At 71.4% G+C, this 26,892-nt stretch carries 24 protein-coding genes; 11 read left to right on the top strand and 13 right to left on the bottom strand.

Annotation, left to right across the window (positions count from 1 at the left end; translation table 11 throughout):
* Nucleotides 1–21 precede the first annotated feature (21 nt).
* The 10 genes from QMG73_RS34365 to QMG73_RS34410 form a co-directional block, all read right to left on the bottom strand.
* Entirely contained in the window at nucleotides 22–144 is a 123-nt protein-coding gene (locus tag QMG73_RS34365) for a hypothetical protein (RefSeq protein WP_281902768.1), read from the bottom strand.
* 103 nt (nucleotides 145–247) lie between these two features.
* A complete protein-coding gene (locus QMG73_RS34370) occupies nucleotides 248–1,009 on the bottom strand; it encodes an IclR family transcriptional regulator (protein ID WP_281902771.1) in 762 nt (253 codons plus the stop codon).
* Complete coding sequence (pgi, locus tag QMG73_RS34375) at nucleotides 996–2,645, bottom strand: glucose-6-phosphate isomerase (protein ID WP_281902774.1); 1,650 nt, start codon at nucleotides 2,643–2,645, stop codon at nucleotides 996–998. The genes QMG73_RS34370 and pgi overlap by 14 nt, the downstream gene beginning before the upstream one ends.
* 86 nt (nucleotides 2,646–2,731) lie before the next feature.
* Nucleotides 2,732–3,715: a 2-hydroxyacid dehydrogenase gene (locus QMG73_RS34380; protein WP_281902776.1), complete on the bottom strand. Its 984-nt coding sequence runs from the start codon at nucleotides 3,713–3,715 to the stop codon at nucleotides 2,732–2,734.
* A complete protein-coding gene (locus QMG73_RS34385) occupies nucleotides 3,712–5,145 on the bottom strand; it encodes an FGGY family carbohydrate kinase (protein ID WP_281902778.1) in 1,434 nt (477 codons plus the stop codon). Before QMG73_RS34385 ends, QMG73_RS34380 begins: the two co-directional genes overlap by 4 nt.
* Entirely contained in the window at nucleotides 5,123–5,908 is a 786-nt protein-coding gene (locus tag QMG73_RS34390) for a DeoR/GlpR family DNA-binding transcription regulator (RefSeq protein WP_281902780.1), read from the bottom strand. Before QMG73_RS34390 ends, QMG73_RS34385 begins: the two co-directional genes overlap by 23 nt.
* Entirely contained in the window at nucleotides 5,905–6,534 is a 630-nt protein-coding gene (locus tag QMG73_RS34395; RefSeq protein ID WP_281902782.1) for a histidine phosphatase family protein, read from the bottom strand. Before QMG73_RS34395 ends, QMG73_RS34390 begins: the two co-directional genes overlap by 4 nt.
* Nucleotides 6,531–8,024: an FGGY-family carbohydrate kinase gene (locus QMG73_RS34400; protein WP_281902784.1), complete on the bottom strand. Its 1,494-nt coding sequence runs from the start codon at nucleotides 8,022–8,024 to the stop codon at nucleotides 6,531–6,533. Before QMG73_RS34400 ends, QMG73_RS34395 begins: the two co-directional genes overlap by 4 nt.
* 820 nt (nucleotides 8,025–8,844) lie before the next feature.
* Nucleotides 8,845–9,285 (bottom strand): GNAT family N-acetyltransferase, encoded by a 441-nt coding sequence (locus QMG73_RS34405; protein WP_281902785.1) that lies wholly within the window; start codon nucleotides 9,283–9,285, stop codon nucleotides 8,845–8,847.
* Between the two features lie 2 nt (nucleotides 9,286–9,287).
* The gene (locus tag QMG73_RS34410) at nucleotides 9,288–9,884 is read right to left on the bottom strand and encodes a TetR/AcrR family transcriptional regulator (RefSeq protein WP_281902786.1); all 597 of its coding nucleotides are present in this window, start codon (nucleotides 9,882–9,884) and stop codon (nucleotides 9,288–9,290) included.
* A gap of 91 nt (nucleotides 9,885–9,975) precedes the next feature.
* Between QMG73_RS34410 and QMG73_RS34415 the strand changes: the two genes are divergently transcribed.
* The 8 genes from QMG73_RS34415 (at nucleotide 9,976) to QMG73_RS34450 (ending at nucleotide 21,588) form a co-directional block, all read left to right on the top strand.
* Nucleotides 9,976–11,442 (top strand): beta-N-acetylhexosaminidase, encoded by a 1,467-nt coding sequence (locus tag QMG73_RS34415; RefSeq protein ID WP_281902787.1) that lies wholly within the window; start codon nucleotides 9,976–9,978, stop codon nucleotides 11,440–11,442.
* A 27-nt stretch (nucleotides 11,443–11,469) separates the two neighbouring features.
* Complete coding sequence (locus QMG73_RS34420) at nucleotides 11,470–12,420, top strand: DUF6528 family protein (protein WP_281902789.1); 951 nt, start codon at nucleotides 11,470–11,472, stop codon at nucleotides 12,418–12,420.
* A gap of 103 nt (nucleotides 12,421–12,523) precedes the next feature.
* Entirely contained in the window at nucleotides 12,524–15,604 is a 3,081-nt protein-coding gene (locus QMG73_RS34425) for a helix-turn-helix transcriptional regulator (RefSeq protein ID WP_281902791.1), read from the top strand.
* A 7-nt stretch (nucleotides 15,605–15,611) separates the two neighbouring features.
* Nucleotides 15,612–16,433 (top strand): MBL fold metallo-hydrolase, encoded by an 822-nt coding sequence (locus tag QMG73_RS34430; protein WP_281902793.1) that lies wholly within the window; start codon nucleotides 15,612–15,614, stop codon nucleotides 16,431–16,433.
* Between the two features lie 727 nt (nucleotides 16,434–17,160).
* Complete coding sequence (locus tag QMG73_RS34435; protein WP_281902794.1) at nucleotides 17,161–19,422, top strand: excinuclease ABC subunit UvrA; 2,262 nt, start codon at nucleotides 17,161–17,163, stop codon at nucleotides 19,420–19,422.
* Between the two features lie 29 nt (nucleotides 19,423–19,451).
* Nucleotides 19,452–20,498: a GlxA family transcriptional regulator gene (locus QMG73_RS34440; protein ID WP_281902796.1), complete on the top strand. Its 1,047-nt coding sequence runs from the start codon at nucleotides 19,452–19,454 to the stop codon at nucleotides 20,496–20,498.
* Nucleotides 20,495–21,058, top strand: coding sequence for a hypothetical protein (locus QMG73_RS34445; protein ID WP_281902798.1), 564 nt, complete (start codon nucleotides 20,495–20,497; stop codon nucleotides 21,056–21,058). Before QMG73_RS34440 ends, QMG73_RS34445 begins: the two co-directional genes overlap by 4 nt.
* Nucleotides 21,055–21,588, top strand: a complete 534-nt coding sequence (locus QMG73_RS34450) for a monooxygenase family protein (RefSeq protein WP_281902801.1) — start codon at nucleotides 21,055–21,057, stop codon at nucleotides 21,586–21,588. The genes QMG73_RS34445 and QMG73_RS34450 overlap by 4 nt, the downstream gene beginning before the upstream one ends.
* Nucleotides 21,589–21,635: 47 nt before the next feature.
* On the opposite strand, the gene QMG73_RS34455 is transcribed toward QMG73_RS34450, so the two are convergent.
* Both QMG73_RS34455 and QMG73_RS34460 read right to left on the bottom strand, forming a co-directional pair.
* Nucleotides 21,636–22,298, bottom strand: a complete 663-nt coding sequence (locus tag QMG73_RS34455) for a hypothetical protein (protein ID WP_281902803.1) — start codon at nucleotides 22,296–22,298, stop codon at nucleotides 21,636–21,638.
* 188 nt (nucleotides 22,299–22,486) lie between these two features.
* Entirely contained in the window at nucleotides 22,487–23,104 is a 618-nt protein-coding gene (locus QMG73_RS34460; RefSeq protein ID WP_281902805.1) for a DUF6230 family protein, read from the bottom strand.
* Nucleotides 23,105–23,390: 286 nt separating this feature from the next.
* On the opposite strand from QMG73_RS34460, the gene QMG73_RS34465 reads away from it, so the two are divergent.
* Nucleotides 23,391–24,050 (top strand): sigma-70 family RNA polymerase sigma factor, encoded by a 660-nt coding sequence (locus QMG73_RS34465; RefSeq protein ID WP_281902807.1) that lies wholly within the window; start codon nucleotides 23,391–23,393, stop codon nucleotides 24,048–24,050.
* Nucleotides 24,043–24,987 (top strand): zf-HC2 domain-containing protein, encoded by a 945-nt coding sequence (locus QMG73_RS34470; RefSeq protein WP_281902808.1) that lies wholly within the window; start codon nucleotides 24,043–24,045, stop codon nucleotides 24,985–24,987. The genes QMG73_RS34465 and QMG73_RS34470 overlap by 8 nt, the downstream gene beginning before the upstream one ends.
* On the opposite strand, the gene QMG73_RS34475 is transcribed toward QMG73_RS34470, so the two are convergent.
* Entirely contained in the window at nucleotides 24,988–25,935 is a 948-nt protein-coding gene (locus QMG73_RS34475) for a LysR family transcriptional regulator (protein WP_281902812.1), read from the bottom strand.
* Between the two features lie 77 nt (nucleotides 25,936–26,012).
* Here QMG73_RS34475 and QMG73_RS34480 point away from each other — a divergent pair, with 77 nt between their 5' ends.
* A complete protein-coding gene (locus QMG73_RS34480; RefSeq protein ID WP_281902813.1) occupies nucleotides 26,013–26,888 on the top strand; it encodes an FAD binding domain-containing protein in 876 nt (291 codons plus the stop codon).
* The last annotated feature ends 4 nt before the right edge of the window (nucleotides 26,889–26,892 follow it).

Here is a 26,892-nt window from a genome sequence, read left to right on the forward strand (position 1 = left end):
CGCCCCCGCGCCCCGCCGCCTCTAGCTCAGCAGGGTTACATACACCAGGCCCAGCACGACGACGACGAACAGCAGCACCAGGCCGCCGACCAGCAGTGTCTCGCCCATGCCGCCGCCGTCGCGCTCATCACCCGTGGCCGGCACGTTGTTCCTCCAATTTCATCCCACCTGGACTTCGCGGAGGTTAGCGAGGAAGATCTACAAGCCACGAGAGTCCATTCCGCACTGCGAAATGGACAAAGTGCCTTTAAACAGGCTGCGTCCGAGACAGTACGCGGAGTATCAGCTGGCCGGTCTCGTCGAGCCGCCGCCGCGGGAACCGGGCCGACGCGCCGACCACCGCGAGCGCACCGGCTACCCGACCGTCGACGAACACCGGGGCGGCCGCCGCGGCGGTACCCGGCAGGAACTCGCCCGACTGGACGGCGTACCCGGTCAGCCGGCATGCCTCCACCGCGGACCGCAACCGTTTCGGGTCGACCACCGTGAGCGCCGTGCGGGCGGCGAGCCGGAGTCGCGGTAGGACGGCGGTCAGCTCGTCCGGCGGCAGAGCGAGCAGGATGGCCTTCGCCAGGCCGCCGCTCGCGAGCGACATGCGGCGGCCGACCGGGGAGATGGCCGGCGGCGGGTGGTCTCCCGCCCGCTTGCCGATGATGACCACGCTGAGGTCGGTCCAGTCGACCTCGGCGACCAGCACTGTCTCGCCGGTGAGCCGGACCAGTTCGTTGGCCGGCTCCTCGGTGAGGTGGGTGATCGGTGAGCTCTGCGCCACCTGGCTGCCGAGTTCCAGCAGGCGGATGCCGAGCAGGTACGCGCCGTCCGGGTCCTGTCGCAGGAAGCCGCGGTCGATCAGCGAGGCGGCGATCCGGTGCGCGCTCGGCCGGGGCAGGCCGACCGCCTCGGCCAGTTCGGCGAGTTGCAGGCGGGGGTGCGCCGCGCTGAAGGCGCTCAGGATGTCGAGCGCCCGCTCGACGGAGCGCACCCCCCGCCGGCGATCAGGATCGGTCACGGAGGGTTCTGTATCGCGCCACGAGGTCAGCGGTGGACGTGTCGAGGCCCGGCACCGTCTCACCGGAGGTCAGGGCCGGCTCGATGCGCTTCGCGAGCACCTTGCCCAGCTCGACGCCCCACTGGTCGAAGCTGTCGATGTCCCAGATCGCGCCCTGCACGAACACCTTGTGCTCGTACAGCGCCACCAGTTGCCCCAGCACCGACGGGCTCAGCTGGTCGGCGAGGATCGTCGTGGTGGGCTTGTTGCCGCGGAACGTGCGGTGCGGCACCTGCTCGGCGGGCACTCCCTCGGCGGCCACCTCGCCGGCCGTCTTGCCGAACGCGAGCGCCTGCGCCTGCGCGAACAGGTTCGCCATCAGCAGGTCGTGCTGCGCGGCGAGGCGCGGGCTCAGCTCGGCCACCGGCCGGGCGAACCCGATCAGGTCGGCCGGGATCACCTTGGTGCCCTGGTGCAGGAGCTGGTAGTACGCGTGCTGGCCGTTGGTGCCGGGCGTGCCCCAGACCACCGGGCCGGTCTGCCAGCGCACGGGGTGCCCCGAGCGGTCGACCGACTTGCCGTTGGATTCCATGTCGAGCTGTTGCAGGTACGCGGGGAACTTGGCCATGTAGTGGCTGTACGGCAGTACCGCGTGCGACTGCGCGCCGAAGAAGTTGCCGTACCAGATGCCCAGCAGGCCGAGCAGCAGCGGCGCGTTCGCCTCCGGCGGCGCCGTGCGGAAGTGCTCGTCGACCAGCCGGAACCCGTCGAGCATCTCGCGGAACCCGTCCGGCCCGATCGCGATCATCAGCGACAGCCCGATCGCGGAGTCGTATGAGTAGCGGCCGCCCACCCAGTCCCAGAACTCGAACATGTTCGCCGTGTCGATGCCGAACTTCGCCACCTCGTCGGCGTTGGTCGACAGGGCCACGAAGTGCTTGGCCACGGCCGACTCGTCGCCGCCCATGCCCTCGACGAGCCAGGCGCGCGCCGAGTGCGCGTTCGTGATCGTCTCGATCGTGGTGAACGTCTTCGACGCCACGATGAACAGCGTCTCCGCCGGGTCGAGGTCGCGGGTCGCCTCGTGCAGGTCGGCGCCGTCGACGTTGGACACGAAGCAGATGCCGAGGTCACGCTGTGTAAACGGGAGCAGCGCCTCGTACGCCATCGCCGGACCGAGGTCGGAGCCGCCGATGCCGATGTTGACGACCGTGCGGATGCGCTTGCCGGTCGCGCCGGTCCAGGCGCCGGAGCGCACCGCCTCCGCGAACGCCGCCATCTTGTCCAGGACCGCGTGCACGGCCGGTTCGACATTCTCGCCGTCGACCTCGATGACCGCGTCGCGCGGCGCGCGCAGCGCGGTGTGCAGCACGGCGCGGCGCTCCGTGACGTTGATCTTGTCGCCGCGGAACATCGCGTCGCGCAGCTCAGCCACCCCGCGGGCCGCCGCCAGGTCGCGCAGCAAGCCCAGCGTCTCGTCGGTGACCAGGTGCTTCGCGTAGTCGATGAAGAGATCACCCACCTGGACGGTGTACCGCTCGGCGCGGCCCGGATCGTCGGCGAAGAGGTCGCGCAGGTGCGTCTCGCCAAGCTCGTCGCGGTGCTTCGCCAGCGCCGCCCACTCCGGCGTCTGGTCGAGGCGCGTGCTGTCAGGCATGCCTTCGTGCTCCCTGGTCGGGGTCGTGTCGTCAACCCCCATCCTGCCTCAGCGGATGACGAGCACCCGGTATACCCGCGCCCTGATCATGAGTGGAGGTGCGCCGCTACCTCCTCGGCGGCCAGACGAGCGGCGCGCTCGGCGGTTTGCCTGGTCGCACCGGCCAGGTGGGGGGTCAGGACCACGCGGGGCGCGGTCAGGAGGCGGGACGCCGGCGGTATCGGCTCCTCGGCGTACACGTCGAACGCCGCACCGCCCAGATGCCCCGACTCCAGCGCGTCGACGACCGCTTCGTAGTCGAGCAGACCGCCCCGAGCCGTGTTGACCAGTACGGCACCGCGGGGCAGCCGGGCCAGCTCCTTGGCGCCGACCATCCCGGCTGTCTCGGGGGTCAGCCGCGCGTGCAGGCTGACCGCCGCGCTGCGCTCCAGCAGCTCGTCGAGCCCCACCGACGCGACGTCAGGGGCGTACGGGTCGTGGACCAGTACCGTGGCGTCGAAGGCGCTCAGGATCCGGCCCACCCGCTGCCCGATCGCCCCGTATCCGATCAGTCCCACTGTCGCGCCACTCAGCTCGCTGCCGACCGCGTCCAGCGCGTACAGGTCGCTACGCCACTGGCCCGCCCGCACTCCATTGTGGATGTCCGGGATCTGCCGAAGGGCGGCCAGCAGAAGGGCGATCGTGTGTTCGGCCGCCGCGACCGCGTTGCGGCCGGGTGTCGCGCGCACCGAGACGCCGGCGGCGCGGGCGGCGTCGAGGTTGACGTTGACGGGGCCGCCCCGGCAGACGACCACGAGCCGCAGGGACGGGGCGGCCGCGAGCACCCGGGCGGTGAACGGTGCCATCTGGGTGATTGCGATCTCGGCGCCGGCCACCGCCGCCACCAACGTTTCCTCGTCGCCGGACGCCTCGTCGACCTCGGCCACCGGCCCGAACGGCGTGTGCGGCCACGGCAGCGTCAGCTCGTGTATGTCTAGTGTGGTCATCGCGGAGCCGAGACGGTCGCGCAGGGCCTCGACGATGAGCGTGGGAGTGACGAAGTGGTCGCCCGCCACCAGTACCCGGGTCATGATGTCCCCTCCCCGGCCCAGAACGGTCGCGCCTGGGCGATGTGGTGCAGGTACCGGGAGTACCCGGTCTCGTAACGGTCGCGGACGCTGGGATCCGGCGCGAAGGTCTCGCCCTCGGGCGCCGGTAGTGGCGGCAATCCGAGCACGCGCCGCGCGGCGAGTGCCGCGCCCCGCGCCCCGATCTCCTGCCCGCCGAGCACCCGCACCGGCCGTCCCAGCGCGTCCGCGAAAATCTGCGCCCACTCGGGCGAGGCGACGCCACCGCCGCACGCGGTCAGTTCGCCGGTGAGGCCGGCCGCTTCGAGGTTGTGCCGGGCGCTGTAGGCGATCGCCTCGCAGGTGGCCCGCACCACGTCGGCGCGGTCGGTGCCCAGGTGCAGCCCATCGATGCGGGCGCGGGCGCGCGGCGCGACGAACGGCGCGCGTTCGCCCGCCTCGGCGAAGAACGGCAGCACGGTCAGCCCGTCGGCGCGCCCGGCGGCGAGCAGCCCCGGCAGGTCCACGATGGACGCACCGACGAGACGCAGCACCCAGTCGAGTGCGGCGGTGCCGACCATCGCGGGCAGCGCGCGCAACCAGCGGCCGTCATCCCACGTACTCAGGGTCAGCCCGCTCGGTTCGCCATCGGTGTCCACTGTGTCCGTCAGTACCTGGCACGCGAGCGTGGTGCCGACGATGAGGAGGCCGTCGCCGACAGCGCCGACGCCCGCTCCCCAGGCCGACGCTGGCAGGTCGTAAGGCGCCGCCACGACGGTGGTGCCGTCTGCCGCGACGCCGTGCGGCGCCGCCGTGACGGGCGCCAGCAGATCCCGCCGGTGGTCCAGGCCGCACGCCGCGATCAGCTCTTCGTCGTACGCCCGGCGGCGCGGGTCGAGAAACGGTGCCGACGCGTCGGACGGGTCGGTCGCGCGCACGCCCGTCAGCCGCTGGAGGATGACGTCCTTGCAGTACGCCGCCGTGGCTGCCCGGTCCAGTGTGGCCGGCTCGTGCTTGTCCAACCAGGACAGTAGCGGTCCCGCCGAGCCAGGGAAGAGGTGGTTGCCGGTGCGCCGGTACACGAGATCGAGCAGGCCCTCGGCGGACCAGGTGTCGAGCACGGGCGTCGCGCGCGCGTCGAGCCAGGATATCGCCGGCCGGACCGGCCGGCCCTCGGCGTCGACGAGCCAGAGCCCGTCTCCCTGCGCCGTGACCCCGACCGCGGCGATTGGACTGTCCACTGTGGCCCGAAGCTCCGCGAGCACGGCCTCGACGGACGCGACGACCTGGTCGGTGTCCTGTTCGTACCGTCCCTCGCCGGCCCGGTCGAGCACGGTGGGGCGGGCCGCGCGGGCGAGCGGCACACCATCCCCGTCGAACGCCACCGCCTTCGTGACGGTCGTGCCCGCGTCGACGCCGATGACCACGCTCTTAGCTGATCTCGTACCGGACACCGTTCTCCCGCATCTCCTGGAGCGTGCTCTCCGGCGCCTTGCCGTCGGTGAGCACCAGGTCGAAGTCGCTCAGCGGAGCCAGCCGGTGCAGCGCCGCCCGGCCCAGCTTGGTGTGGTCGACCATCAGCACGCTGCGCTGTGCGGCCTTGATCATCGCCCGCTTGACCAGCACGATCTCCTGCTCCTGGTGGTACGCGTACCGGCCGGAGACCGCCGACGTCGACGCGAAAAGCAGGTCGACGCGCAGCGACTCGATCGCCTCCACGCACGGCACGCCGAGGAACGAGTCGTGCGTCGGGTAGTACTCGCCGCCGAGCGCCAGCAACCGCAGCCCCTGCACGCCGGAGAGCAGCTTGATTGTCTCGAGAAAGTTCGTGATCACGGTCAGTGGACCCGCGTCTTCGAGGAGCTTGGCGACCTCGAGGGTGGTGGTGGAGTCGTCGAGCATGACCGCCATGCCGGGCTCGATCAGCGTGCGGGCGCGCCTGGCGAGGGCGAGCTTCTCCTCCTTGGCGGCGCGCAGGCGGTACGACACGTTCGACTCGAACACGCTCGACGGCTGGGCGCTGACCCCGCCCCGATACTTGCGCACCACGCCCTGCCGCTCCAGCTCGTCCAGGTCGCGGTGGATCGTCATCAGGCTGACGTGGAACATTTCGGCCAAATCGTTCGCCGACACCGACCCGTGCTGCAGGACGTGCTCGGCGATCTCGGCCTGGCGCTGGGCGGGCCGGCCCCGTTCGGGCGTGTCGGTCGCGGTCATGCCATCCATCCTTGGGCCACCGGCACGTTGTACGCCAGCAGCGCGGCCGGTCCGCCCGGCCGGTCGTACCGGAGGGTGGTCGCCGCGACACTGTCGTACACCGGCAGCCGCCGCCGGTACTCACCCAGTGGCACGCCCAGCACGGCGCACGTGACCAGCCGGATCAGCGTGTTGTGCGCGACGACGAGCACCTTGCCACCCGGGTCGGCGGCCACCAGGTCGGCGAGGGCGGCGCGCGCCCGGTCGACCGCCTCGGCCGGCGGCTCCCCGTCTGGAAAGTGGTACTCCGCCGGATTCGCCTCGAACCACGCGACCGCCTCCGGATCGTCCGCCCGGACCTGTTCGAGCGTGCGCCCCTCGGCCACCCCGAAGTCCAGCTCGCGCAGTCGGGGCTCGACGGTCGGCGCCAGGCCCGTCGCGGCCGCCACCGGCGCGAGTGTGGCGACCGCCCTGCCCAACGGCGAGCTGACCAGCGATGTGAACTTCTCACCCGCCGCCCAGCGTGCCAGCGCCTCGGCCTGCGCCTCCCCGTGAGCGTCGAGCGGCACGTCCGACCGCCCCGCGTACCGGTTGGGGTGATGCCAGACCGTCCGCCCGTGCCGGACCAGCACCACGGTCGTCCTCACGATCCCTCCTTCGCGTACGCGGCCAGCGCCCCGTCGAGATAGCCACGCTCGGCGAGCGCGTCGACGAACCGGGCGTAGGGCTCGGCGAACCGCTCGGGCCCACCTGGCCGCGGCGACACGACCTCCGCGATCCGCACCATGCGGGCGGCCGCGGCGCCGACCGAGCCGTCGCCGGCCGCCGCGACCACCGCCATCCCGAACGCCGGCTCGGCCGCCGCCGGAAGCACCACGTCGCGGCCGAGGACGTCCGCACGGAGCTGGCACCAGTACTTGCTCCGAGTCGCGCCGCCGGTCAATGACAGTGAACCGTCGACCATTGCACCGAGGCGCTTGAGGTACTGATAGCAGAGGCGCTCGACGAAAGCCACTCCCTGCAATGTGGCGGCGTACCGGTCAACCTCACTCGCGAATGCACCGAGCTCGAACGGCTCAGCGCTCGGATCCACGAACGGAAATCGCTCGCCGCGTCGCACGAGCGGATACGCGAGACCGCCCGACGGTTCGTACCGAGCCGCCTCCACGTCCATGACCGCCGGGTCGACGCCCGGAAAGCGCAGCTTGAGCACACCCGCGCCGACATTCGAGGCGCCGCCAGGCAGCCAGCCGCCGTCGGGGTGACGGTGCGAATAGACCGCTCCGTGCGGGTCGGCGAGGCGCTCCGTGCTCACCCCCTTGAGGACGAGCGTGGTACCGAGTACCGAATTCCAGCTGCCGGGTTGCAGCGCGCCGGCCGCCACCTGCGCCGCACAGCCGTCGGTCATACCGGCTCGCACCGGCACCCCGACCGGCAGCCCCGTATGCGCGGCGCCCGCCTCACCGACCCGGCCGATCGCCGTGCCCGGCCGCACCACGTCGGGCAGCACCTCGACCGGGATCGCCAGCTTCTCCAGCACCGCCGCCGGCCACGCCCCACCATCGAGGTCGTACCCGGTCTTGAGCGCGTGGCTCCAGTCCGTCGCCACCGGCGCGCCGGTGAGCCGCCCGGCCAGGTGGTCCGCGCAATGCTGCAACGTCAACTCGCCGCGCCCGGCCGCCGCCCGCACCTCGGCCGCCCCGTGACGCAGCGTCCACAGCAGCTTCGGCAACGCCCAGGACGGCTGCATCCGGTGCCCCAGCGCCGCCCAAAGATCAGCGCCGGCGGCCGCGACCTCTTCCGCTTCGACCGCGGCGCGCGCATCGTCATACATGAGTGCGGCTGTACGCGCACGGCCGTCCCGCCCAGCCAGTAGAAAGGTGCCGGACGTGCCGCAGATCGCGACACCCGTCACGCGCTCGGCGTCGACTCCCCGCAAAGCCTGCCGGCACGCCCGCCCGAGCACCGCCCACCACTGCGCCGGGTCCTGCTCATGCCGCTCACCCGCACGCACACTGTCGAGCCGCCCGGCCCCCCGCCCGACGACGTCACCCGTGCCACTGACAACGAGCACCCGCAAACTCTGCGTGCCAACATCGACACCGACGCAGAGCCCGCGCTCCAGATCTACCACCATTGCGCGTTAACTTAACACACTGATGTGTGCACCTAACACCACTCCTTGCGACAACCCCCACCCACCTCTTCCCCCTACGCCCCCGCCCACCCCCCGTCGGCCGCCCTTCGCGCGCCCACGCACCCCCTTCGCGCGCGCCCACGCACCCCCTTCGCGCCGATCAAGGGCGAATGCACGTGGTTGGATCTCTTTCCGCGTGCATTCGCCCTTGATCGATGGAGATCTCCTTGATCCGCGAGCCAGCAAGGTCGTAGGTGTCGTCGTCCGCGGATGCCGGGTCATCCCCCGACCACGCCCCCGTTCACCGATCGCTTCGCGGCGCAAGCGCGCGAAGCGCCGCGCCATGCGCTAGCAGACACCCTCGCGCGGAGATCTTGGAGCTCTACCGTCGCCAGGACGACGGTAGAGCTCCAAGATCTAGCCATGGCGGTCGGACGGCGGCCCGCAGCCGCCGCAGCCCTGCGGCGATCTTGCAGTTGTCATGACCCAAACCGGGGCAATCCACCAGGCAACCGCAAGATCGCCGCAGGGCTCGGAACAGAGCCGCGGTCGCCGGCGCCGCGCCGCCGGAGGCGGCGGGCTCCCTTGCGCTGTTGCCGTCGATCAGGGACATCTCCATCGATCAAGGGCAAAAGCACGCGGAAAAGAGATCCAACCACGTGCATTCGCCCTTGATCGGCTAAGAGAGACGGCGCGGCGCGGCGCGGGCCAAGCGGCGCGGAACGGCCCAAGCGGCGCGGCGCGGCCCCAGCGGCCCCGCCGCACGCGGCCTCGTCGCGAGCGGGGAGGCTGACCCACTCGGCGGCGCAGTGGGATGGGGTTAGAGGGGTTTGGCGTAGCAGAGGCTGGTCTGCCAGCCGTCGTACGGCGGGTAGTTGGGGATGCGACTGAAGCCCGCGCGCTCGTACACCGCGATCGCTTCCGGCTGGCGTACGCCGGTCTCGAGTTTGATGCGGGTGCGGCCCAGTCGCACCGCTAGGCGCTCCGCCTCTGCCATCAGCATGCCCGCGATGCCGCGCCCGCGCATATCCGGCGGCACATACATGCGCTTCAGTTCGCTGTCGCCGTCGTCGAGAGGCTGGACCGCGCAACAGCCCGCGGCCACGCCGTCCACTGTGGCCAGTAGGAAGCGGGCCGCTTCCTTTACCGTGGGATGCTCGAAGTCGATTTCCTCGGGGTAGCGCGCGTCCAGCTCCGCGCGCAGCGCGGCCACCAGCGGTGCCAGCCGCCCGTCAGCAGGATCCACCTCGATGATGTCCATCGTTACGCTCCCATGCAGATTAGTTCCAGTTGCTTGTCGATGACCCGCGCGACGAGGTCGGGCGGGTACGAGTCGGGGGTGGCGACCGCGCTGAGCGCCAGGCCGTCCAGGCAGGCGACGAGGGCGCGCACCCGCACGTCGAGGTCGTCGGGTGGCGGGGTGCTCGCTTCGGCGTACACGTCGCGAAGCAACCCGGTCAGGCGCCGCACCCATGATTCGTGCCGCACGGTGTGTTGGGTTTGCAGTTCGGGGTCGGTGCGCGCGGCGAGCAGGAAGTGTGCCCAAACGGTCGAGCCGAGTACCCGGTCGTCGTCGAGCGGGAGACCTTCGAGCAGTACCGCGCGGAGGCGGGCGCGGGCGCCGGGCTGTGGCGGGAGTGCGTCGATGCGCGCGGCCATCCGGCGGTGCATGACGTCGCGGGCGTGCGTGAGCAGGGCGTTCTTGTCGCGGAAGTAGTGGGCGACGCGGCCGGTGGTGCAGTCGGCCGCGGCCGCCACCGAGCGCATGGTGAGCCCTTCCAGGCCCCGCTCGCGTACTACCCGCCAGACGGCTTGCGACAGCTCGCCGCGGCGCTGGTCGTGGTCGACATACCTAGGCACAGCACCCCCGTTGCATCACGGTTGTTACGTAACAAGCGTGACGGTACCACACGTTACTATAAAGAACATTTACTGATCTACAGGAGGGTCCATGGGCGTGATTCCCGCACCGATGGAGGTCCGGCCGGCACCGGGGCAGGACTTCCGGCTCGGCCCGGACACGGCGATCTTCACGGAACCGGGCTCCGCGGAGGCGCGCCGCATCGGTGAGTACCTCGCCGCCCTCCTCCGGCCCGCCACCGGGTACCCGATCCCGGTCACCGACGAGAACACAGCGACCATCACGTTGCGACTCGGAGGTGGCGGGCTCGGGCCCGAAGGGTACCGGCTGACGACCAATGTGGATGGTGTCAGCGTCCGCGCGGACGCCCCCGCCGGGCTCTTCGCGGGTGTGCAGACGCTGCGCCAGCTCTTGCCCGCGGACATCGAGTCACCGGCCCTCGTCGCTCGTGAGTGGACGGTGCCAGGCGGCGCGATCGCCGACCGCCCACGCTTCCCGTACCGGGGCGCGATGCTCGACCTGGCCCGGCACTTCCACACGCTCGACGAAATCAAGGCGTTCGTCGACCAGATCGCCGCGTACAAAGTCAACCACCTGCACCTGCACCTCACCGACGACCAGGGTTGGCGTATCGAGATCCTGAGCTGGCCGAAGCTGACCGCCGGCGATGGTGGGTCCGGTGTGGACGGTGCGGGGGGCGGTTACCTGACGCAGGCCGAGTACGCCGAACTGGTGGCCTACGCGGCCGAGCGCTACGTCACCGTGGTACCCGAAATCGACATGCCCGGACACACCAACGCGGCTCAGGTCGCGTACCCCGAACTCAACGGCGGGATCGCCGCGACGCCGCGCACCGACACGGCGGTCGGTTACAGCTCGCTACGCGGCGGTGACGAGGTGACGTACGCGTTCGTCGAGGACGTGGTGCGCGAGCTGGCCGCGCTGACTCCCGGCCCGTACCTGCACGTGGGCGGCGACGAGGCGGACGCCACACCCGACGGCGACTACCGCACGTTCATGCGCCGGATCATCCCGATCGTCGAGCGGCACGGTAAGAAGGTGCTGGGCTGGCACGAGATCGCGAAGGCCGACCCGCCCGCGTCGGTGGTGCCGCAGTTCTGGGGCAGTGCGGGCACGCACCCCGAGGTTGCCGCCGCCGCGACCCGGGGCGCCCGCGTGCTCATGTCACCGTCCAACCGCGCGTACCTGGACATGAAGTACACGCCGGACACCCCGCTGGGCCTGGACTGGGCCGGCTACATCGAGGTGCGCGACGCCTACGAGTGGGACCCTGCCGCGCAGATCGAGGGCGTGGGTGAGGCGCACGTGCTGGGCGTCGAGGCACCACTGTGGTCGGAGACCATGCGCACGCTCGCCGACGTCGAAACCATGACGTACCCGAGGTTGCCGGCCATCGCCGAGGTGGGATGGTCCGCTGTGGACCGGCGCGACTGGGAGTCCTTCCGCCACCGCGTGGCCGCCCACGCTCCACGATGGACACTGCGCGGCACCGCCTTCCACCGCTCTCCGCAGATCCCCTGGGAGTATGATCAATGACGCATTGATCAAGGGGAGGCATTTCGGATGCAGCGACGTACCATCCTGCGCGGCCTGGCCGCCGGCGCCATCGCCGGACCCACCGCCGCCGTGCTCGGCTCCAGCGCGGCCCAGGCCGCGACCAGCTACTACGTGGCCACGACCGAGCAGGTCAAGAACAAGGTCATGGTGTGGCACAAGAGCAAGACCTTCACGGACGCCAACCTGCACTGGAGCTTCAGCCCGGGCGGCGGGGTGTGGTCGAACCTGTCCGACGTGAAGATTCGCAGCACGTCGGCGCAGGGCTGGATCGCGCTGGTCTGCGCGTCGGGCGGCAAGGCCGGCATCATCGACATCGGCAGCGAGAAGGCCACCGAGCGGGGCGATCTCAAGTGGAGCGCCACGCCGGGCGGCAACCCGCACGCCATCGAGCGGATCCCCGGCAACGGGTCCGTCGTGGTCGCCAGCTCGAACGGCTACCTGACGCTGTACGCGCCGAGCGCGGTCAGCAACCTCGGCAGCCTCGCCAAGGTGCAGACGGTCAGCCTGGCCGGGGCGCACGGCGTGCTCTGGGACCCCACCTACAAGCTGCTGTGGGCGATCGGCAAGGGCACGCTGCGCGGGTACGCGGTCGAGGGCACGTACCGCAACACCCGGCTGCGCCACTACGGCGCCGCGGTCAGCCTGGGCAGCTCCAACCTGGGCCACGACCTGCAGCCCGACTACTCCAACACGCAGCGGCTGCTGTGCACGGCCACCGACGGCGTGTACGAGATCAGCACCGCGGGCGGGTCGTTCAGCAAGCGCAAGATCTCCAGCGAAACCAGGGTGAAGGCGTACGTGCGCCACTCGTCTGGCGAGGTGCTGTCGGTACGCGCGGACAACGCCGGGTCGCGCACCTGGGGTAGCCCCACGGTACGGTTTTCGCAGTCGCCGGATCGCACCCGGTCCGGCGCGGAGTTCTACAAGGCGCGGATCTGGACCCCGGACTTCCAGTGATCCACCGGTCTCCCGGTCTCGTGCCACGTGTCATCGCGGCGACTGCCCGCCCGGCGGCCGGCCTTCTACGGTGTGGCATCGGCGCGAGACCTGGGGAGGCACCGTGTCGCCACGTCGCATCACCACGCCGCCGCTGGTCGGGCGCGCCGCCCAGCTCGAACAGCTGGATCGCGCGCTCGCCGCGGTGGCCGCGGGCCGGTTCGCGGCTGTCGAGGTGTGCGGCGAGCCCGGTATCGGCAAGACCCGCATGCTCGACGAGCTCGGCGAGCGGGCCACCGCCGCCGGACTGACGGTCTGCGGCGGGCGGGCCACCGAGTTCGAGCAGGAAGTGCCGTTCGCGATGTACGCGGAGGCGCTCGAACCGGTCGGCGCCGACCTGTGGGCGATGGGCAGCGAGGTCGACCGGTACCGGATCTACTCCGGCGTCCGGCGCGCGCTCGACGGCGCCGGGGTGGCGCTGCTCCTCGACGACCTGCACTGGGCTGACCAGGCGTCCCTGGAGCTGACCGAGTACCTGCTCCGCAAGCCGCCCCGGCCACCGGCGCTGGTGGCGGTCGCGTTCCGCCGGTCGCAGCCGCCCGCGCGGATCGTCGACGCGGTCGCCCACCTCGGCACGACGGCTACCCGCATCAGCCCGCCCCTGCTCGGCCGGGACGAGCTCGCGGCGCTGCTCCCGCTGGTGCCCGAGCGCCGCCGCACGCTGATCCTGCGCGCGAGCCGAGGCAACCCGCTGTATGTGCAGGCGCTCATGCGGCTCGGCGACGACGCGCTGGTCGCGCTCGTCGCCGACGACAGCATCGACGACTCCGAAGGGCACATCCTCACCGGGCTGGCCGCCGAGATCACCGCGCTCGCCGAGCCGGCCCGTCGCGTCGCGCACGCCGCCGCCGTCGTCGGCGACCACGCCGCCATCGACCTCGTCGCGCACGTGGCCCGGCAGCCGATCGACACGGTGGTCGAGGCGGTCGACCAGATGTACCGGCGTGGCCTCGTCGACGTCGACGCCGCCCGGCTGCGCTTCCGGCACCCGCTCGTGCGGGCCGCCGCGCACCAGCTCGCCGGGCCCGCGTGGCGGATCACCGCACACGCCCGGGCCGCCGACCACCTCCGGGCGCGCGGCGCGCCACTCCAGGTGGTCGCGCACCACACCGAACGCTCCGCGCGGCAAGGCGACAGCATCGCCGCCGAGGTGCTGATCCAGGCCGGGCTCGCGTTCGCGTATGGCGCGCCGGCCCAGGCCGGACGCTGGCTCGGCGCCGCGCTGCGCATCCTCCCCGACCCGGGCGCGCTGCGCGAACGGCCCACGGTCCTTCTCCAGTACGCGCGCGTGCTGGGCCTGAGCGGCGACCTCGAACGCAGCCGCGAGGTGCTGCGCGAGCTCCGCGACGCCGATGAGCCGGTACGCACCGAGGCGGCCGTCTTCGGCGCGGTGGTGGCCCGATTGCGCGGCGACATCGACGAGGCCGCCGACCTGCTCGACGCCGAGCTCCACGGTGGACGGTTGCGGCCGGCCGCCATCGGCAAGCTCCACGTCGAACTGGCCGCGATCGCCGCACTCCGCGACGACGACGCCGGCGCGATCCGGCACGCCGAGCACGCCCTCGACCTCCTCGGTGACCGGCCAACCCTCATCGCGGCGGCCCAGACGCTGCGCGCGTTCGGCGCCCTGTACTCCGGCGACCCCGAGGCCGCCCGCCAGCATGCCGCCACCGCCACCCGCCTGGCCGGCGCGGCCGGCGACGCCGCCCTGCGGCCGCACGTCGAGCTGTTCGGGCCGCTAGCCTGGGTGCACATGCAACTCGGCGACCTGGAGGCCGCCGGCCAGCAGCTCGACCGCGCCGACGAGGTGATCGGCAGCGTGCGGCAGAGCAGCGCCACGCCCTACGTGCTGGTCGTGCGCGTCGCGCTGCTCACCCGCCAGGGGCGGTTGGCTCAAGCGGTACAGGTAGCGGAGGAAGCCGCCGCGGCGGCCAGGCGCGTCGGCAGCGCCGAGATGGCCGCGATGGTCGACGCTGTACTGGTGCGGCCGTTGCTCTGGACCGCCGGCCCGGAGGCGGCGCTGGCGGTGGCCAACCGGCTCGTGGCGGCCGGCTACCCCCGATCCCGCATGTGGTGGCGGGTGGCCCAGGTCAACCTCGCGGTCACCCATCTTGCGGCCCGCGACCCCAAGTCCTGCCTGTCCGTACTCGCCGGCCCAGACCCCACCGCGCCCATCGCCCCCGGCGACGCCGTACCGCCGGCTGGCGCGGCTTCCACGCGCGGCGCGGCCGAGGTCGACGCGGCTGGGACGCGCGATGTCGGGTGGCCGGCGGGTCCGCCGACGGCCGTGCCGTGGCACGCGCTCCGGGCGCTCGCGCTTGCCGCCGCGGCACCCGCACCTCTCGACGCCACCGGTGCGATGTGGGCCGGCGCGCCGGACTCGGCGCTTGAGGGCGGCGCCCACGCCACCGCCGCCGAGGTCGCCCGCGAGGCGGCCACCGCCGAGGCCGGCGGGCAGACCGGTGGGGCTCGGGCCGGCAAGCGCCGCACTCGTTCGCGGGGCACGAGCGAGGACGCCGCTGCCCCCGCTGCCGCTGCTGGTGCCGTCGTCGCTGGTGCTGTCGGTGCTGGCGCTGTCGGTGCTGCTGGTGCTGGTGCTGTGGCCGCGCGGGAGGCGGAGCGGGCGGCCGCGCTGGCCGAGAGCGCCGGGCTCGCGTACGAGCTGGGACTCTCCGGATACGCACACGCGACCGTCGCGATGCGAGCACATCGGCACGCGGACGCCGCCGCGCTCGCGACCGCCGCCGCGACCCGGTTCGCCACGGCGGGCGCACCAGTCGAGGAGGCGCTCGCCCTACACCTGGCCGGCCGCGCGTACACCCGCGGTGGCGTCCACCAGCGTGGCAAGGAGGCCCTGACCCGCGCCGCCGCTGTCTACGAAGCGTGTGGGGCGACCTGGCTGAGCTCGATCGTCGACCGGCACCTCCGCACCGCTCCGGCCGCACTCCAGCGCCCCGCCGACTCCCTCTCCGCCCGCGAGCGCGAGATCGCCACCCTGGTCGCCGCCGGCCTCAGCAACCAGGAGATCGCGTCCCAGCTCTTCCTGAGCCGGCGCACCGTCGAGTCACACCTGTCCCGCATCTTCGCCAAGCTGGGCGTACGATCCCGGACCGCGATGGCCAACCGCCTCGCCGACGGGGGATGATCGCGGGATGAGCGCTGACCTGCCGATCTGCGTGACGTGTGGCGTCCAGTACGGCGCCCAGGACTTCGACGCCGAGGTGTGCCGCATCTGTGCGGACGAGCGGCAGTACGTCGGCTGGGACGGCCAGCGCTGGACCACGCTCGGTGCACTGCGGGCAGACGATCACCGTGGCGTGGTCCGGGAGGAAACGCCCGGCGTGTGGGGTATCGGCTCGGAGCCGAAGATAGGCATCGGCCAGCGGGCCCTCCTTGTGCCGGGCGAGGGCGGCAACGTGCTGTGGGACTGCGTCCCGTACCTGGACGACTCGACCGTCGCCGAGGTACACCGACTGGGCGGGATCGCGGCGATCGCGGTGTCCCACCCGCACTTCTACGGCTCGATGATCGAGTGGAGCGAGGCGTTCGGCGGCGTCCCGGTGTACGTACACGCGGCCGACCGTCAGTGGGTCTGCCGCGACGGCAACGTGGTCTTCTGGGAAGGCGACACCCTGCGGATCCTGCCCGGCCGCACACTAATCAACTGCGGCGTACATTTCGCGGGCGGCACCGTGTTGCACTGGGCCGACGGAGTGGACGGGCACGGCGCGCTGTGCAGCGGCGACATCTTCCAGGTGGTGATGGACAGGCGCTGGGTCAGCTTCATGCACAGCTACCCGAACCTCATCCCCGAGCACCCCGAGACCATCCGTCGCGCCGTCGACCTGGTCCGCCCGTTCGCGTTCGAAACCATCTACGGCGCATGGTGGGGCCGCGTGGTCGCACAGGATGCCAAGGAATCCCTGACCCGCTCAGCCGCCCGCTACTACCGCCACATCGGCCACACTCCATAACGGCACGGACGCACCGCCGCGCGACCCCCCGAACGGCTCGGGCGCGGGGCGCGGACACGCGGTGCGAAGCGCGGAGCGCGTCGCCGCGCTGGCCGCCGATCAAGGGCGAACGCACGTGGTTGGATCTCTTTTCCGCAGGCATTTGCCCTTGATCGATGCGAATGCCCTTGATCGGCGGCGTCCCGGGGGCCGAGCTTGGCGCAGCGCCGCCCTCGGCCGCCGTGCGCGTGGAGCGACAGCCGCGCGATCCGCAAGCGGCTCCGCGCCAACGCCCGAACGCGCATGTTCGGGGATATTGCTGCTTCATCGCGGCCTGGATGCCGCATCTTCAGGGATAGTGCTCGGTCCTCCCCCAGCGCAGGTGGTCGGGCGCCGTGGTCGTGGGCCCAGCGGGCGGTTGCGGCGCGGGGTTTGATGCGCTTCGCGTGCGTTGCGGTCAGAGCGCCGCGAATGCGGCGCGCACCGCCGGCCAACGCCGCGGACCGCGGGCAGCGCCGCGCACTGCCGTGCAGCGCCGCGCCGATCAAGGACATCTGCATCGATCATGGGCAAATACACGCAGAAAAGAGATCCAACCACGTGCATTCGCCCTTGATCGACGGCCGGAGGCGCGCGCAAGCGCGGAGGCGCGCGGAGGCGCGCGCAAGCGCGGAAGCGGGCGGGAGCGGGCGGCGCGACAGCACGCCGGTGGGCCTTCGGGCGGGAAAAGTCGTACGGCGCTGCCATCATGGCGCGCGTGTGGGAGGCAGACAGTCACGATGTCATCGAAGTGCGCGGTGCGCGCGAAAACAACCTCAAGGACGTCTCGGTCGACATACCCAAGCGCCGGTTGACGGTCTTCACCGGGGTCTCCGGCTCCGGCAAGTCGTCGCTGGTGTTCGGCACGATCGCCGCCGAGTCGCAGCGGCTCATCAACGAAACGTATACGGCGTTCATCCAGTCGTTCATGCCGAGCCAGGGCCGGCCCGACGTCGACTCGCTGCGCAACCTGAGCGCCGCGATCATCGTCGACCAGGAGCGCATGGGTGCCAACTCGCGCTCGACGGTCGGCACGGCCACCGATGCGTACGCGATGTTGCGGATCGTCTTCAGCCGGCTCTCGACGCCCCACGTGGGCACGTCGAGCGCGTTCTCGTTCAACAATCCCGAGGGCATGTGCCCCGCCTGCGAGGGGCTGGGGCGGGTGTCGACGATCGACGTCGACGCGCTGGTCGACCGCGACAGGTCGCTCAGCCAGGGTGCGATCACAGTGCCCAACTTCGGCCCCGATACCTGGTATACGCGGTTGTTCACCGAGTCTGGCCTGCTCGACCCCGACAAGCCGCTGCGCGACTACACCGAGCAGGAGTGGTTCGACCTCCTGCACAAGCCGCCGACGAAGATCAAGCAGGCCGGCTTCAACGCCACCTACGAGGGGCTGCTGCCCAAGGTGCAGCGGCTCTTCATCGACAAGGACCGCGAGTCGGCGCAGCCGCACATCAAGGCGTTCGTCGACCGCGCGGTCACGTTCGCGGCGTGCGATCAGTGTGGCGGCACCCGGCTCAACGAGGCGGCGCGCACCGCCACCGTTCAAGGGTGCACGATCGCCGAGTGCTCGGGGATGCAGGTCAGCGACCTCGCGGAGTTCGTGGCGGCGCTCGACGAGCCGGCGCTCGCCCCGCTGCTGGCCACGCTGCGGCAGACGCTGTCGTCGCTGGTCGAGATCGGCCTGGGTTACCTGAGCCTCGACCGCGAATCGGGCACGCTGTCGGGTGGCGAGGCGCAGCGGGTCAAGATGGTGCGGCACCTGGGTTCCAGCCTGAGCGACGTGACCTACGTGTTCGACGAGCCCACCGTCGGCCTGCACCCGCACGACATCCAGCGGATGAACGACCTGCTGCTGCGCCTGCGCGACAAGGGCAACACGGTGCTCGTGGTGGAGCACAAGCCCGATGTCATCGCGATCGCCGACCACGTGGTCGATATCGGCCCGCGCGCGGGCGCCGCGGGCGGTCACATCGTGTACGCGGGCGACGTCGCCGGCCTGCGCCGGTCCGACACGTTGACGGGCGTCCACCTGGACCGCCGCGCCGGCCTGCGCAAGGATCCGCGCGTGCCCAACGGGCACCTGGCGATCCGCGACGCCCGCTCGCACAACCTCAAGGGCGTCGACGTCGACATCCCCCTGGGCGTGCTGACCGTGGTCACCGGGGTGGCCGGCTCGGGCAAGAGCTCGCTCATCCACGGGCACCTGCCGGGGCGCGACGGCGTGGTCGTGGTCGACCAGACGGCGATTCGCGGCTCCCGCCGCTCCAACCCGGCGACCTACACCGGGTTGCTCGACCCGGTCCGCACCGCGTTCGCCAAGGCCAACGGCGTCAAGGCGGCCCTGTTCAGCGCCAACTCCGAGGGTGCCTGCGCCAAGTGCAAGGGCATCGGGCTCATCTACACCGACCTGGCGATGATGGCCGGCGTGGCGACCGTGTGTGAGGAGTGCGAGGGCCGGCGGTTCACGCCCGAGGTGCTCACATACACGCTGCGCGGCAAGGACATCAGCGAGGTCCTCGCGATGTCCATTGAGGAGGCCCGCGAGTTCTTCACCTCGGGCACCCCGCGGCGCATCCTCGACCGGCTCGTCGACGTGGGGCTGGGCTACCTGACGCTGGGCCAGCCGCTCAACACCCTGTCCGGTGGCGAGCGCCAGCGCATCAAGCTGGCCAACCACATGGCCGGCGACGCCGCGGTGTACGTGCTGGACGAGCCGACGACGGGCCTGCACATGGCCGACGTCGACCAGTTGCTGGGCCTGCTCGACCGGCTTGTCGAGCTGGGCAACTCGGTCATCGTCATCGAGCACCACCTGGCCGTGATGGCGCACGCCGACTGGATCGTCGACTTGGGGCCCGGCGCGGGTCACGACGGCGGCGAGGTGGTGTTCACCGGTCCACCGTCCGCATTGGTCGAGGCCGGCACGTTGACCGGTCAGCACCTGCGGGCGTATGTGACGTAGCGATAGCCGGCGGAGGCTAGCGTGGAGGCATGCGGGAACGAGTGATCCTCGTCGTCGGTTACGACGGGACGGAACTGCTCGACATCGGCTGCATCACCTCCAGTCTCGCCATCGCCAACCGCATCGGCGCCAACCCGCCCTACCGCTGGGTGTTCGCGACGCTGGGCGGAAACACGATCACGTGCGACTCGGCGTTGCAGGTGCATTCGCAGGCGGCGGTCGAGCGGTTCAACGAGCCGCTCGACACGCTGCTGGTCTGCGGGGGCCTCGGCCACACCCGGGCCGCGGAAAACCAGCTTCTCGTCGGCCACGTCCGCCGGCTGTCGACGCTGGCGCGCCGCGTGGCGTCGGTCTGCACGGGCGCGACCGTACTGGCCGAGGCGGGCCTGCTGGCCGGCCGGCGCGCCACCACGCACTGGCAGTTCGCGGAGGAGCTCGCGCGCAAGTACCCGGATGTGCTCGTCGACCCTGACCCGATCTACATCCGCGAGGGCGACATCGCCACGTCGGGCGGGGTCACCAGCGCGCTCGACCTGACCCTGTCGTTCATCGAGGAAGACCACGGGATGGCGCTGGCGCGGGGCGTCGCGCTGGGCGTCGTGGCCTACCTGCAGCGGCCGGGCGCGCAGGCGCAGATGAGCATGTTCGTGTCGCGGCACTCGTCCGACGATCTGGTGGTGCGCCGCACGAGCAACCACATCGTCAGCCACCTCGGCGAAGACCTGAGCACGCCGGTGCTGGCCCGGCTGGCCGGGGTCAGCGAGCGGCACCTGTCGCGGCTGTTCCTCACCTATGTGCACGAGACGCCCGCGCAGTACGTGCGGCGGGCGCGCGCCGAGGCCGCCGCCCACCTGCTGCGCTCGACGGAGATGCCGGTGGCGGCGGTGGCGCGGCGGTGCGGGTTCGGCACGACCGAGTCGCTGCGGCAGGCGTTCATCACCCACTATTCGGTGCCGCCGTCCAAGTACAGGCAGGATCACAGCGCAGGATTAGCGCGGCGCGGCGCAAGATTCCGGACATCATCGATGGCCGGGGCAGCGCCGGATCGTGCGCCACGCGCACGATCGACGGCATGACGGGGTTGATGAATCGCTGGCCGACGGCCCTCGCGCTGGTCTCGGCCGCTGGCGGGATTCTGGTACTGGTCCTGCTCGACCGCGACGCCGAGCTGTTCGGCCCGCTGGTCGCCATGATGGCGGCGATCTACCTGATGGCGTACGCGATCGGCCGCCCGGTGTCGGTGTGGGTGGCGCTGATCGTGCTGAGCACGCTGAACTCGGTGTTCCAGGTCCTGGACGACCGGGACGCGCTGGGTGTCCATCCGGGCGTGGCGATGGCGATCGTGCTGGTGTTGACGTGGTTGTGGACGGTGGCCCGGCGGCGGTACGCCGACTCCGGCACGTTCTCGCTGCAGACGCTCGGCATGGTGGGCTTCGGCGCGGTGACGCTGGTGGCGGCGGCGGTGGAGCCGCGGGCGGCCGTGGCGCTCGCCGGCGTCGGGTTCCTTGCGCACGGCGCCTGGGACGCGTATCACTACAGGGTGAACAAGGTCGTGCACCGGACGTACGCGGAGTTCTGCGGGGTCGTCGACCTCGTGACCGGGACGGCGCTGCTCGTCGCGGCGGCGACATCGTGACCGAGCGATCTGGCGCGACGCGCGGGCGGCCGCTGCGGCAGACCGCCGACCTCGGCCAGTACCCGGATCTCGTGGTGATCTATCTCGGCATGCGCGCGCGGTCGCCGCGCGGCATGGCGACGCTTTTCCGGTATGGGCCACGGATCCAGAAGTCGGCGGCGGCCAAGCCCGACGGCCTGCTTCGCCACGAGATGGTGACCTGGGGCCTGATCCCGCCGCACCTGGGGATGCGCCAGTACTGGCGTGACTTCGACTCGCTGGAGAAGTGGGCACGCACCGACCCGCACGCCCTGTGGTGGCGTGACCTGCTGAGTGACATGGGCGGCACCGGCTTCTGGCACGAGACGTACTTCGCGCGCGGCGGCATGGAGTCGGTCTTCCTCGACATGCCGCCGACCGGCTTCTCGGCGTTCGCGCCGGTGACCGACGCCCGCCAGTCGCTCTTCTCGGCCCGCCGCCGCCTGCGCCTGGCCGATGGTGAGGGGGCGGCACCGCCGCCGGTGACCGAGCAGCAGCTCTACGACACGTGAAAAGGGCGCCGGGCCAGTGGCCCGGCGCCCTTTTTGGGACCCCCCGGTCAGGCGGTCACAGTGATGGACGACGCCGGGTCCGTGGTGTCGGTGATCTCGTAGGTGGCGCTGAACGTGGCGCTGGTCGCGGCGGTCGGGCAGCCGAAGCCACCAGTCACCACGATCGGCACGTCGACGCCGGCCGAGAAGTCGAGCACGGAGGCGGAGCCGCCGGAGCCGTTGGTCCACGGCCCGGTGACCGTCGCGGGACCGTTCGGCGCGACCGTCACGGTGCACGAGGCGAGGCCGGAGATCTGCGTGACCACGCCGCCGGTCGGGATCGTCAGGGTGCCCGTCGATCCGGCCGGGTCGTACTGGAGCGAGATCGTCCAGTCGCCGCTCGTCGTGCTGGTCGCGTTGGTGAGGAAGACGCTCGTCGGGCACGCGCCGCCGTTGTTGTTGAACGTCGGCGCCGCGACGGACGACGTGACCGCCCCATCGGGGCTGGCGTTGCCGGGCTCGGCCGGCACGGCGCCGGACGTGCTCGACGTGTTGCAGTTGACGCTGACGGCGCCGACCACGAAGTCAGCCGTCGTGCCGGACGCGAGGGCGGCGGAGAAGCCGTGCCCGGCCGGGGTGACGGTGGTGGAAGACGCGGCGAGCGCGGGGGTGGCCGAGACGGCGAGGGCGACGGCGAGACCGCCGATGACCAGGCCGAACCTGCCTGCCATCCGATTGAGCATTGGAGTGAGCGTGGGGGACGTGGGTGTCATCTCGAACTCCCTGGGGGTGGAGCGAACCGAGATCCAGAAAAGGACGATTTTCTGGATTACCCGAACGGTATGTGCATGCCTCGATCTAAGTCAAGGGCGGGAGAGCGGGATCCCCGCTCCCCCGCCCTCGCGGAGAACCAAACCTGCTAGAAGCACTCGTCCTTGCCGCGCTTGATCTCCATGTGCAGGCCCGACAGCTTGAAGGTTCCGGCGGAGGTGGCCCAGGCCACCTGGCGCAGGTCTTCGATGTGGACCACGTCGGCCTGCTGGCTGAAGAGGCTCTGGAGCCCCTTGCTGCCGGGCGGGCCCTTGTCCAGCGTGGACGCGTCCCGACCGATCTCCATGTTGGTGAAGGTCGCGTTGCCGTCCATCTGGGACATGTCGACGAACATGTTCGTGGCCACCACCGGGGTGTCCTTGCCGGCGGTCAGCTTGAGGCTGATGTCGCCGACGACCGGGAGCGTGGTGAGCACGGACTGGCACAGGTTCGTCAACTCGGCACGCTTCATCGCGGCGATCGCGACCGGCTCCGGCGAGTTGCCGGCGTGCTGGTCGATCCATCCGTAGTTGACGAAGCCGGTGGCGTCCAATGTGTCCGCCGATACCTTGAACTGCTGGCCGGAGACCAGGAAGGTGGCCGCCAGCGCGCCGTTCGATATGAGCGCCAGGACCCCTACGGTCATGGCGGTCACCACACCCGCGGCCATCCCGAACCGGCGCCAGTTCGTGCGGCCCTGCGGCAGGGTGCGGTCTGAATCACCCATGCGTTCTCCTTCAATGACGATGGGATCGATCCAGAAAAGAGCATAGTTCTGGATAGACGCAACGTAGCCCCGGAGCGAACAGCCCGTCAAGGTCGTCGATCGGTTCACCGGACTGCGCCCGTTTTCCTTAAGTGCTCCTTAAGTCTTCCTTTGCGTCGATCCAAGCATGGCCAGCCGGCGTACCAGACGGAAAGATCACGGACGGTTGGGGGACCACGTGCACCACGTCAACGAAGCTCGGTACCGGGTCCGCCTGACGACCTCGCGCGGAAGCTAGGAGGCGGCCATGGCCATCACCGTCAGCAGCATGCGCGACGCCTGGTCGCGCCGCCCGGCGCCGCCGCGCGGTCGCCACTCGCGGACCGAGCGGGAAGAGGAGTACGCGCCACCGACCGGCCGCACCGGCATCCACCGGGCCGAGGGCGGTCTACTGCGCAGCCTGTACGACCAGCACGCCGAGCCGCTCCTCATGATCATCCTGGAGATGACCGACGGAGACCGCAGGCTCGCCGAGGAGGTGGTACGGGAGACGTTGCTCCGCGCGTGGCGCGAGGTCGACTCGATCGACGTCGCCGCCTCGTCGCTGCGCCCGTGGCTGGTCAGCCTCGCCCGGCGCATCCTGCGCGACATCGAACGCGACATGGAGTTCGAGGAGGAGCCACCACAACAGCGCCCCGTGTACCGCGAACCACCCGACCGCTTCCCCGTGCTCGACATGGCCGACGACGTCGGGGCCGCGCTCCAGCGAATGATGGTGCTCGACGGCCTGCGCGCACTGCAGCGACCCGACCGTGACATCCTGGTCGAGGCGTACTTCCGCGGTCGGGGCGTGCGCGACGTGGCGGAGGAGCTCGACCTGCCACCGGAGACAGTGAAGTGGCGGCTCTTCTTCGCGCTTCGTGCGCTACAGAAGATCCTGCTCGGCGCCGGGAGCGAGGATGCCTGACGAGCACTGCGTCCACCCGGACGTGGGTGCGTACGCCTTAGGGTTACTGGAGCCCGACGAGCGCGCGCGGTACGAACTGCACCTGCGCGGCTGCGCCCGGTGCAGCAGGGCGGTGCGCAGCCTGGCACCGCTGGTCGAGCTGCTCGGCGCCGTCGACGCGCGCAGCCTCCTGGCCGCCACCGATCCTCCGGTGCCGACCTCGCTGCGCATACCGGCTCCCCGCGTCGCCGACTCGCCGGTGACGCCGCGGCCCGTCACCCCGCCGGCCGCGCCCGCGTCCACCCGGTGGGCGCGCCACAGCCACCTGCTGCGCTGCGTCACCATCGCGGCCGCGGCGTCGACCGTGCTGGTGCTGGTTGGCTTCGTGACGTTCGCGGCCCGCTCCAGCGTCCACGAGCCGCCCATGGCCGCGGGTGCCACCACGGTCGAAGCCTCTCCGACGGGCGCCACCCCGGCGCCGAACCGGCTGCGCTCGGGCACCCGGCCACGCCCGTCCACTCCGACGGTCGCACCCACGACGCCACCACCCGCGCAGACTCAGCCGCCGGCGACCACGCCGCCGGTCGAGGAGGAGCCCGACACGCTGAGCGCGGTCGGCCCGCAGCCGGCCAGCGACACGCACGTCGCGCAGAACCCCGAGACCGGGGCGCACGCGACCGTCGAGACCACCGAGGCCGACACCGGGACCGTCCGCACCGACCTGACCGTCGCGCTGACGAAGGTCGACGGGCCGCGCGAGGGCGTCGTCATGGTGACCACCACGGCGGGCGAGACGACGGTCGCGACAAAGTGGCACATCGCGGAGGGCGGCGACGGGTCGACGGTATGGGCCAGCGCGCCGGTCGGTGCCGGCGAGATCGCTCGGGTCGACGTCGTCGACCACACCGGCACGGTGCTGGTCTCGGTGCCGGTCAACCCGGTCGACCCCAAGAAGTAGTCAACTCCAGATCGTGACGTAGACAGGCGGGCGGAACCGGGACGGCGGAACCCCCCGACCGGGCGCCGCCATGAGCTGCATCGCGTCCGGAGTGCTCAGGAAGTTACGTAACCGGCGCGCCGCCTCGGACCGGCGGTCGGGGCGCAGCGTCGTCACGTACCAGCATCCGTGCGCCGGCGTACGCTCACTGTCCACAATGGACAACTCGCCGCGGCGCAGGCGCCGGGCCACGAGGCTGGCCACCGCGGGCGCCACGCCGCCGCCATCCGCGGCCGCGGCCCACGCGGCGGTCTGGTTGGGAAACACCCGGATCTGGGCGTCGGGCACCCGAAAACCGCGCAACAACCGGCCCGTGTCGCTGTCCGGGTCCGTCGCGGAAGGGTCGACGAGCCACGGCCACCGCCGAGGGTCGCTCTGCGAGCGGAAGCCGGGCGCACCGACGAGGACCATCCGGTACCGCAGCAGCGGTTCCGACGTCAGGCCGAGCTCCGGATCGGCGCCCAGGTCTGGCCCGAGCGCGACGTCGGCGAGCCGGTTCGGCAGCAGTACCCGCATCTCCGCACCCGTCGCGACGCCGGACGACGCCTCGAACGCCCCCGCCCACCGCCTTGTGAAAGCCTCGACCAGCGGCGTCGCGATGAACTCGGCGATCGTGCTGGTGACCAGCAGCCGCAACTGGGCGGGCGCGCCCCGCCCGGCGCGAACCGCGGCCTCCGCCTCGGCGCCGAGCGCGACCATCTGCGACGCGATGGCGAAGAGCCGGTTGCCGCCCTCCGTCAGCGTCATCGCGTTGCCGTCGCGCACGACGAGCTGGTCGCCCATGTGCTGGCGGAGCGCGGCCAGCGAGCGGGAGACGGCGGGCTCACTGACGCCCAGCACGTCGGCGGCCGCCTTGACCGACCGCAGCCGCGCCACGAGCACGAACACCCCGAGCTGAGTGAGTGTCACGGGCCCACAATACGGCGGCTAACCGTTTGGTTATCGGCCCGTTGCCATGCCTTCGCGCGGGCGCGGAGGATGGCGCGATGCAGGTACCCGCGCACTTCGAGTACGAACGGGCGACCAGTGTGGACCACGCGATCACCCTCCTCGCACGTTGGGGCAGCGAGGCGAGGGTGGTCGCGGGAGGTCACAGCCTCATCCCGATGATGAAGCTGCGGCTGGCCCGGCCGGAGGCCCTGATCGACATCAATGAGCTGGCGGAGCTGGTGTACATCCGGCTCGCCGACGGCGTGCTGCGGGTGGGAGCGATGACCCGCCACGCCGAACTTCTCGCCAACCCCGTGGTCGGCGAGCACTATCCGATTTTCCACGACGCGGAGCGGGTCATCGCCGACCCGATCGTGCGTAACCGGGGCACAGTGGGCGGTTCGCTGTGCCAAGCGGACCCGTCCGAGGACCTGTCGGCCGCGTTCGCCGCGGTCGACGCCTTGGCCGTCGTCCGCGGGCCGGGCGGTGAGCGCACCGTGCCGATCCGCGAGTTCCACATTGGACCGTACGAGACGGTGGTCGAGCCCGGCGAGCTCCTCACCGAGATCCGGGTGCCGGTGCGCCCGGGCGGCAGCTCGGCGTACGAGAAGGTGGAGCGCCGGGTCGGCGACTGGGCCGTGGCGGCGGCCGGCGCGGCCGTGTGGCTCGACGGCGACACCATCGCCGACGCGGGCGTCGGCCTCACTGCGGTCGGCGCGGACCACTTCTGCTCGCCGGCGGCCGAGGCGGTGCTGCGCGGCGCGCCCGCCACCGAGGAGACCTTCGCCGCCGCCGGACGGGCGGCGGCCGAAAGCTGCCGGCCCTCCGCCGACCAGCGCGGACCGGTCGACTACAAGCGCCACCTGGCGGGCGAACTGACGGTACGGGCACTGCGCCGGGCGGTCGCTCGGGCACGGGGACAGGAGGCATGACGAA

Origin of the sequence: Phytohabitans aurantiacus, from assembly GCF_027923225.1 — a bacterium.
Taxonomy (GTDB): Bacteria; Actinomycetota; Actinomycetes; order Mycobacteriales; family Micromonosporaceae; genus Phytohabitans; species Phytohabitans aurantiacus.

Coding starts and splice junctions, on each gene's coding strand:
- pgi (WP_281902774.1), bottom strand. CDS start 2,645: ATGCCTGACAGCACGCGCCTCGACCAGACGCCGGAGTGGGCGGCGCTG.
- QMG73_RS34380 (WP_281902776.1), bottom strand. CDS start 3,715: ATGACCCGGGTACTGGTGGCGGGCGACCACTTCGTCACTCCCACGCTC.
- QMG73_RS34390 (WP_281902780.1), bottom strand. CDS start 5,908: ATGACCGCGACCGACACGCCCGAACGGGGCCGGCCCGCCCAGCGCCAG.
- QMG73_RS34400 (WP_281902784.1), bottom strand. CDS start 8,024: ATGGTGGTAGATCTGGAGCGCGGGCTCTGCGTCGGTGTCGATGTTGGC.
- QMG73_RS34405 (WP_281902785.1), bottom strand. CDS start 9,285: ATGGACATCATCGAGGTGGATCCTGCTGACGGGCGGCTGGCACCGCTG.
- QMG73_RS34415 (WP_281902787.1), top strand. CDS start 9,976: ATGGGCGTGATTCCCGCACCGATGGAGGTCCGGCCGGCACCGGGGCAG.
- QMG73_RS34420 (WP_281902789.1), top strand. CDS start 11,470: ATGCAGCGACGTACCATCCTGCGCGGCCTGGCCGCCGGCGCCATCGCC.
- QMG73_RS34430 (WP_281902793.1), top strand. CDS start 15,612: ATGAGCGCTGACCTGCCGATCTGCGTGACGTGTGGCGTCCAGTACGGC.
- QMG73_RS34435 (WP_281902794.1), top strand. CDS start 17,161: ATGGCGCGCGTGTGGGAGGCAGACAGTCACGATGTCATCGAAGTGCGC.
- QMG73_RS34440 (WP_281902796.1), top strand. CDS start 19,452: ATGCGGGAACGAGTGATCCTCGTCGTCGGTTACGACGGGACGGAACTG.
- QMG73_RS34445 (WP_281902798.1), top strand. CDS start 20,495: ATGACGGGGTTGATGAATCGCTGGCCGACGGCCCTCGCGCTGGTCTCG.
- QMG73_RS34455 (WP_281902803.1), bottom strand. CDS start 22,298: ATGGCAGGCAGGTTCGGCCTGGTCATCGGCGGTCTCGCCGTCGCCCTC.
- QMG73_RS34460 (WP_281902805.1), bottom strand. CDS start 23,104: ATGGGTGATTCAGACCGCACCCTGCCGCAGGGCCGCACGAACTGGCGC.
- QMG73_RS34465 (WP_281902807.1), top strand. CDS start 23,391: ATGGCCATCACCGTCAGCAGCATGCGCGACGCCTGGTCGCGCCGCCCG.
- QMG73_RS34470 (WP_281902808.1), top strand. CDS start 24,043: ATGCCTGACGAGCACTGCGTCCACCCGGACGTGGGTGCGTACGCCTTA.
- QMG73_RS34480 (WP_281902813.1), top strand. CDS start 26,013: ATGCAGGTACCCGCGCACTTCGAGTACGAACGGGCGACCAGTGTGGAC.